This window comes from Bradyrhizobium sp. LeoB3 (assembly GCF_055456055.1).
On sequence record NZ_JBVBEF010000194.1, the window covers coordinates 1 to 5,905 of the forward strand.

At 58.9% G+C, this 5,905-nt stretch carries 6 protein-coding genes; 2 read left to right on the forward strand and 4 right to left on the reverse strand.

Annotation, left to right across the window (positions count from 1 at the left end; genetic code table 11):
* The first annotated feature begins 69 nt into the window (after nucleotides 1–69).
* The gene (locus tag ACZXDY_RS44270) at nucleotides 70–1,212 is read left to right on the forward strand and encodes a putative zinc-binding metallopeptidase (protein ID WP_245287470.1); all 1,143 of its coding nucleotides are present in this window, start codon (nucleotides 70–72) and stop codon (nucleotides 1,210–1,212) included.
* Nucleotides 1,209–2,243, forward strand: a complete 1,035-nt coding sequence (locus ACZXDY_RS44275; RefSeq protein ID WP_028166633.1) for a D-alanine--D-alanine ligase family protein — start codon at nucleotides 1,209–1,211, stop codon at nucleotides 2,241–2,243. Before ACZXDY_RS44270 ends, ACZXDY_RS44275 begins: the two co-directional genes overlap by 4 nt.
* 224 nt (nucleotides 2,244–2,467) lie before the next feature.
* Here ACZXDY_RS44275 and ACZXDY_RS44280 read toward each other — a convergent pair whose 3' ends face one another.
* The 4 genes from ACZXDY_RS44280 to ACZXDY_RS44295 all read right to left on the reverse strand — a co-directional run bounded on the left by ACZXDY_RS44280 (nucleotide 2,468) and on the right by ACZXDY_RS44295 (nucleotide 5,257).
* On the reverse strand, nucleotides 2,468–3,280 hold the full coding sequence (locus ACZXDY_RS44280) for a Crp/Fnr family transcriptional regulator (RefSeq protein ID WP_464349813.1): 813 nt from the start codon (nucleotides 3,278–3,280) through the stop codon (nucleotides 2,468–2,470).
* 1,088 nt (nucleotides 3,281–4,368) lie between these two features.
* On the reverse strand, nucleotides 4,369–4,653 hold the full coding sequence (locus ACZXDY_RS44285; protein WP_028166631.1) for a DUF1488 family protein: 285 nt from the start codon (nucleotides 4,651–4,653) through the stop codon (nucleotides 4,369–4,371).
* Nucleotides 4,654–4,698: 45 nt separating this feature from the next.
* Entirely contained in the window at nucleotides 4,699–4,995 is a 297-nt protein-coding gene (locus ACZXDY_RS44290; RefSeq protein ID WP_028166630.1) for a hypothetical protein, read from the reverse strand.
* Nucleotides 4,988–5,257 (reverse strand): hypothetical protein, encoded by a 270-nt coding sequence (locus tag ACZXDY_RS44295; RefSeq protein ID WP_028166629.1) that lies wholly within the window; start codon nucleotides 5,255–5,257, stop codon nucleotides 4,988–4,990. The genes ACZXDY_RS44290 and ACZXDY_RS44295 overlap by 8 nt, the downstream gene beginning before the upstream one ends.
* Nucleotides 5,258–5,905 lie beyond the last annotated feature (648 nt).

Sequence of the window (5,905 nt, forward strand, 5' to 3'; positions counted from 1 at the left end):
GCACGATCGGAAATCGTCTGCTTATCGGGGTAGATCGGAAGTGACTGGTCGACCTTCCAATCGGCGCTTTTGACCCAAGCCGACGCGGCCATCGAACAACGGCACGCCGCCAAGACTCGGCGGTTGTTGCCAGCAGCATCCTATGACACCATCCAGGTGCGTTTTTATGGCTTCTGGATGCCTATGCCACGTCGGAAATATACTTGGGAAAAGCTGTCGGACGAGCAGTTGCTCGAGCAACGCCTCAGTAGCCTGAAGGTTTCGGTCGAAGACACCTGGCTCGAGGATTGTCTCAGAACTCTATACGAAGAGCTTCAGGCGCGGGGCATCCGGCTGCGGCCACACGCATGGATATCGAGCGAATGGTTTAGTCCGGCAAATGTGCCGGGCATCGCCATCCCATTCTATCTCGCCCATCCCCGACTTATGAAGATCGAGAAGAAAATGATGCTTGACGTGGAGGGTGGCACCTGGTCCGAGTGCATGGCCATTCTCCGTCACGAGGCAGGCCATGCCGTGCAGCACGCCTACCAGCTGCAACGCCGCCGGCGTTGGCAGCAGTTGTTCGGCCCGTCTTCGAAACACTACCCCCTCTACTACCGGCCCAATCCGGCTAGCCGGCGTTATGTCCAGCACCTTCGGCTCTGGTACGCGCAGAGCCATCCGGACGAAGATTTCGCCGAAACCTTTGCAGTGTGGTTGCGGCCGCGGTCGAACTGGCGGACACGGTATGCCGGTTGGCCAGCGCTGAAGAAGCTTGAATATGTCGACGAGCTGATGGGCGAGATAGCAGGGAAGCGGCCGCCAGTCACGACGCGCGAGCGTACCGATCCGCTGCATAAGCTCAGTCAAACGCTTGGCGAGCATTACCAAAAAAAGCAGGCGTTCTACGCCTTCAAGCCACCGAAGACATACGACCGCGACCTCTCCCGCCTGTTCTCTGCTGACCCACGGCATCGGCGGCAGCAACCGGCTTCGGTTTTTATCAGACGGCACCGCGCCCAGATCAGACAGCTGGTTGCGCGGTGGACGGGCGAGAACCAGCTTACGCTCGATGCCGTTCTTGACGATATGATCTCCCGCTGCCGCGAACTCGATCTGCGTGCCCCCGGCTCCGAACGGAAGCTTGTGCTCGACTTCACCGTCCTGTTGACCGCCAAGACCATGCACGCGCTGTTCGGCCCGTCGCGGCGCAAATGGATCGCGCTATGAGACGTCTGCGCATTCTAGTGCTGATGCATCCGGACTGCGTGCCCCCGGACTCGACCGACGGATACACCGCGCGGGAAGTCAACGCATGGAAAACGGAATTCGACGTCGTGAGCACCTTGCGTGGGGCTGGCCATGACGTTCACCCGCTCGGCGTGCAGGAGGAAATCAAGCCGGTGCGCGACGAGATCGAAGGTTTCAAGCCCCATGTGGTATTCACGTTGCTGGAGGAATTCCACTATGCGTCCGCGTATGCCCAGCATATCGCCAGCTATCTCGAGCTGATGAAAATCCCGTATACCGGGTGTAACCCGCGCGGCCTGATCCTGGCGCGCGGCAAGGATCTATCCAAGACACTGGTGCACCATCGCCGGATCGCGGTGCCCGCCTTTGCCGTGTTTCCGATACGCCACAAGGTCAAACGGCCGGCGCGCCTTGCGCTGCCGCTGGTCGTCAAGAGCCTGAACGAGGATGGGTCCTTCGGAATCTCGCAAGCATCCATCGTCGATACGGACGAGCAGCTCGCAGAGCGCGTCGCGTTCGTTCACGAGCGGCTCGGTACTGCCGCCATCGCCGAACAGTACATCGAAGGACGTGAACTATATGTCGGCGTGCTCGGCAACAATCGGCTGCGCGTTCTGCCGGTCTGGGAATTGAAGTTCGGCAGCATGGGCGGTCAGGGGGCACGGCAGATAGCCACCGAAAAGGCCAAACACGATCCGAGTTATCAGGAACGCGTCGGAATTGTAGATGGGCCGGCCAAGGACCTTGCGCCGGAGGTATCCGCCGGCATTCAGCGAACGGCGAAACGCATCTACCGGACGCTGGGGCTCGATGGATACGCACGCATCGACTTTCGCCTTTCTGCCGACGGCACTCCGTATTTCATCGAAGCCAATCCCAACCCTGAAATAGCGAAGAGCCAGGAGTTCGCTACAGCCGCTCGGTATGACGGGCTTGATTACCCCGACCTGTTGCATCGCATTCTGGTCCTCGGAATCAGCCGGGCAAAGGCAGGCGCATCCGTAGGCTGAAAGACCACGCGAAACGGGCCATTGCGCGAGCTGGTCTGCTTCTGGCCCCGAGCCGACCAACACCCAAGCCGTTGTTACGTCGGCTGTCGGTGGCAGACCGGACGCCTGTCCATGCTGGGATGCACCGCCGCTTTTGACCCCAAACCGGACGTCGTTGCATCGCGAGACCTGCGCTGCGTCGGGATGTCCTGTTACCAAAAGTGCGGGACATCAAGAGCCAAGGGTTAAGCTATGTCATCCGTGGCTAAAATCTGCCGCGCGGTCTTTTCTTGTGCGATAATTCCTTCCAGCCGCGATATGTTCTCGAGCAAGCGCTGGCTGGTCAGCACAAGAGAGTAATAGCTGAATTGTGGATTCGGAAAAAAAATCTCGAGCAGCTTTTCATAAGTAATAGCCATCACTTGCCCGTCTTCGATGCATTCGACGGTCGCGGTTCTCCGCCGATTGGGCGTAAGGAAACCGAGTTCGCCCATGAGACGTCCCGGCGGAAGCTCGACGCCGATTTCCCTGACCAAAAACGTTCCTGTGACCGTCAGGAACATTTCGGAAGCTGCATCATCCTTCTTGAACAATTTGTCTCCCCGGCGATATCTGCGCTCAGTCATGAACGGTTTGAGCCATTCCAATGAGGTATCGCCCTCCGTCGCGATACGTGCCCTTTTGATCAGATTGAGCATTTGACGGAGGCGGATTGCATTGATCGGCAGCAAGAGCAGATAGAGGATGAAAGCCCCGACATTTCCCGAGAGCGCGCCATAGGCAACGAAGAACATGCAGCCGACCATGTTTGCGACGCGCAGCGGCACTATCGTTTGCATCAGCAAGGTAGCGGCAAGAAAGATGGCGCCAACGAGAGCGAACATGTTGGCGAGCGTGATGTTGGCCAGCACGATTTCCAGCAGCCGGTTGAATAGTGCGTCGTAGGTGATGTTGTTCGGATCGAGACCCATCTGAACCAGAATCTTTGCGATCCTGAGATTGTCCGCCGCCGTATCAAGAATGCGGTCTAGTATCGAAGCTGCACTGTTGGACCCCATCGGATCATCCTCCGCGCAAAGCTGTCGGTATTCGTCGGGTATCCCGGATACTGACAATTAAAGTCGGATAGCAACCGTTTGAGTAAGATTAGTAGCGGACTCGGTGCATCGATCGATTTTACTTCGGGCGTTGGTTTCGGCAATTGCCCGCTCTCTAGTTGGTTTTGCCGTTGTATCTGCCCCTAAGCTGAAGAGAGGTAACGCCGGTTCCTGGGCGACTTTCGCAAGTGGAGGGCAATAGCGTCGCAAAAATCGGGAACTTCCGAGTCTGACCCTCAACGGACATTCGGTCGGCATCTGCTGCGTTCAAGACAGGTTGTGGCCCCCGTATCCTGGTTTTGGTGTCCTAGTTCGATTTGTGTCCGCTGGAAACCGAAGGGCAGTCAGCGGCATATTAGGATTTATCGGAAGTGCAAACCCTACGATTAGGACCGGTAAGCACTGAGGTTGTGTCATGCAGCGCCGCCGCCCGATCAAACATACTTTCTTCGAAAGAACGTCTCGCCGAAGAAGCCAATCGATTGCGAGAGGAAGCCAAAAAGCTACCGCCCGGCCCAGCACGGGAAGGATGCTGCCGACCGAGCGATTGCCCGCAGTCGTGACCTTGCTGATCAGCGCCGACAGATGATGGCGAAATGCGAGAGGGATCGCCGCCAGGAGGAAGTCCGTTTTGCCTTTTTCCGGGACGTTTCCAGAAATCCGGAAGTTAGAATGATTTCGATCTGTGGCCATCGCTCACGGATGATAGCTGCCAGCCTCACGCCGTCGACCCCTTGGGGCATGTCGATGTCCGAGAAGACAATGCGGGATCCATCCTGGATTCTAATACTTCGATGGCTTGAGCCGCGTTAGCAGCCTCCACAGCTTCAAAACCCGCATGATCGACCATAGCGATCGCAGCCATAAGCAGCAATGCCTCGTCCTCTACGACCAGCACGACGGGCCTTTTCTCAGAGTTCAATTGCCAGGTTTCTGCACCTTTTCAAATGCCGTAAATTCGGCTCCAAAATCCGACGGTGAAGTAACGGAGAACTACTCCGCCCGTTCCTATGGGGACCACTCTGAGCGCTTGTCTCCCGGGAGAGCTGCTATCGCCGTTTCCGGAAATCGATGCTGCGCAGGATGATGCCGGGCGGCGACCCCTCGAACTCGGTCGCCTGATATTTGCCGTCGGCACACGCCTCGATGCGCTCGCGTAACCGCATGAATTGCGGCTCACGCTGGCTCGCTCTCGCGCGCACCACACCTTCCAGTTCATCCATGGCGGAGGTCGAGACCGCGCAGGGAATCTCCTTCTCGCCGTCGAGCATCGAGAACAGGACGACCATCCTGTCGTATTCGTAAGCGATGAAGCGACCCTGCGTGAGCGTCATCTTACCTACTCCTTGATGGGTCGCGGGCGTGCCGCGGTTCCCGACTCAGCCCTGCTCGGTAAGCCGGACAAAATCCTCCAGCACGGCTGCCACGAGATCGCGATGCCTTGTGTCTTCCGGCGGCAGGCCCGCGGCGTACAGCTTGAGTATATAGCGCGCCTTGACGGCCGCCTCCGGCCATGACGCGGCCGGAATTGACAACAGATGGTCTTCCACCTCGGCTCGGCGCTCGCGCAGCTCCCGTGCATGGGTCTCGACCTCCGCGAGCGCACGGCGGATGTCGGTTGCTTTTTGCGCCGTCATGCCGCGGTGGCGGTCGAGATCGAGCGGTTCGTCAGCCATCGGATGCGCTCGCGTCGATGCGTTGCGCGTCGGCCAGATCGACAGAGCCGATCGAGACCACCTCCATCGCCAACCCGCGTGAGCCTTCCACCGGCACCTTGATCATGGTGGCGACGCGGCGGAACGCCTCGAACGATAGCCCCTCGATCGTCTCCTCGTCGGTGGCGACCTCATAGGCGCCGGCGGGCAGCAGGCAATCGATGCCCCTGATCCGGAACGGGTGCTTGAACGTGACGACTTCACGTCGGGAACGGATGGTCATGCGCGCCTGCCTTTCGCAAAACGCCGGGCGCCGGCGCTGGCCCCGACAGCAGCATGCGCTCTTTGCGCCGCAATAGCCATCGCTATCTTGCCCGCGCGGCAACTAGAGGCGTACCGTGTCGCTTCGCGCGTACTCCTGCCGCAGCCGGCGCAAAATGCTTTAGCGCTCGCTATTCCCAAAGCATCAGCGTAGGGTCAGTTATCACCGCATTTCCCGTGGCATCGTCCGGTGACTGAGGGCCGCGCACGCTCCCGCCGCAAAGCGCAGGAGCATTTCGTTGCGGCAATTTCGTCTGGCCGAGTGGATCGTACCACCGGTCATCGTCCCGCTGGTGCCTGTGATCATTGTGATCGCGGTGGCCGTCTTCCATGCCTAAACTGAAATACTTGGTCAGCGGCCACCATGAAGGTATCAGCGAACATCTCGGGCGCGTCACGGTGGACCCAAAGCGGACCCTTGACACTGCCCGGTTGAAGTAGCGCGTCGTCAGGTCGATTGAAGGCGTGCCGACGGTCGGCCGCTAGATGCTAGGCTTAGGCATTCGGAGTGTGACGCGGCAACCCTGATCCAGATTTTCGTAATCGATCATGCCGCCGAGTTGCTGTGATAGCAGAGATACAACCCGCGATCCGACGCCTTCCGGCTGCT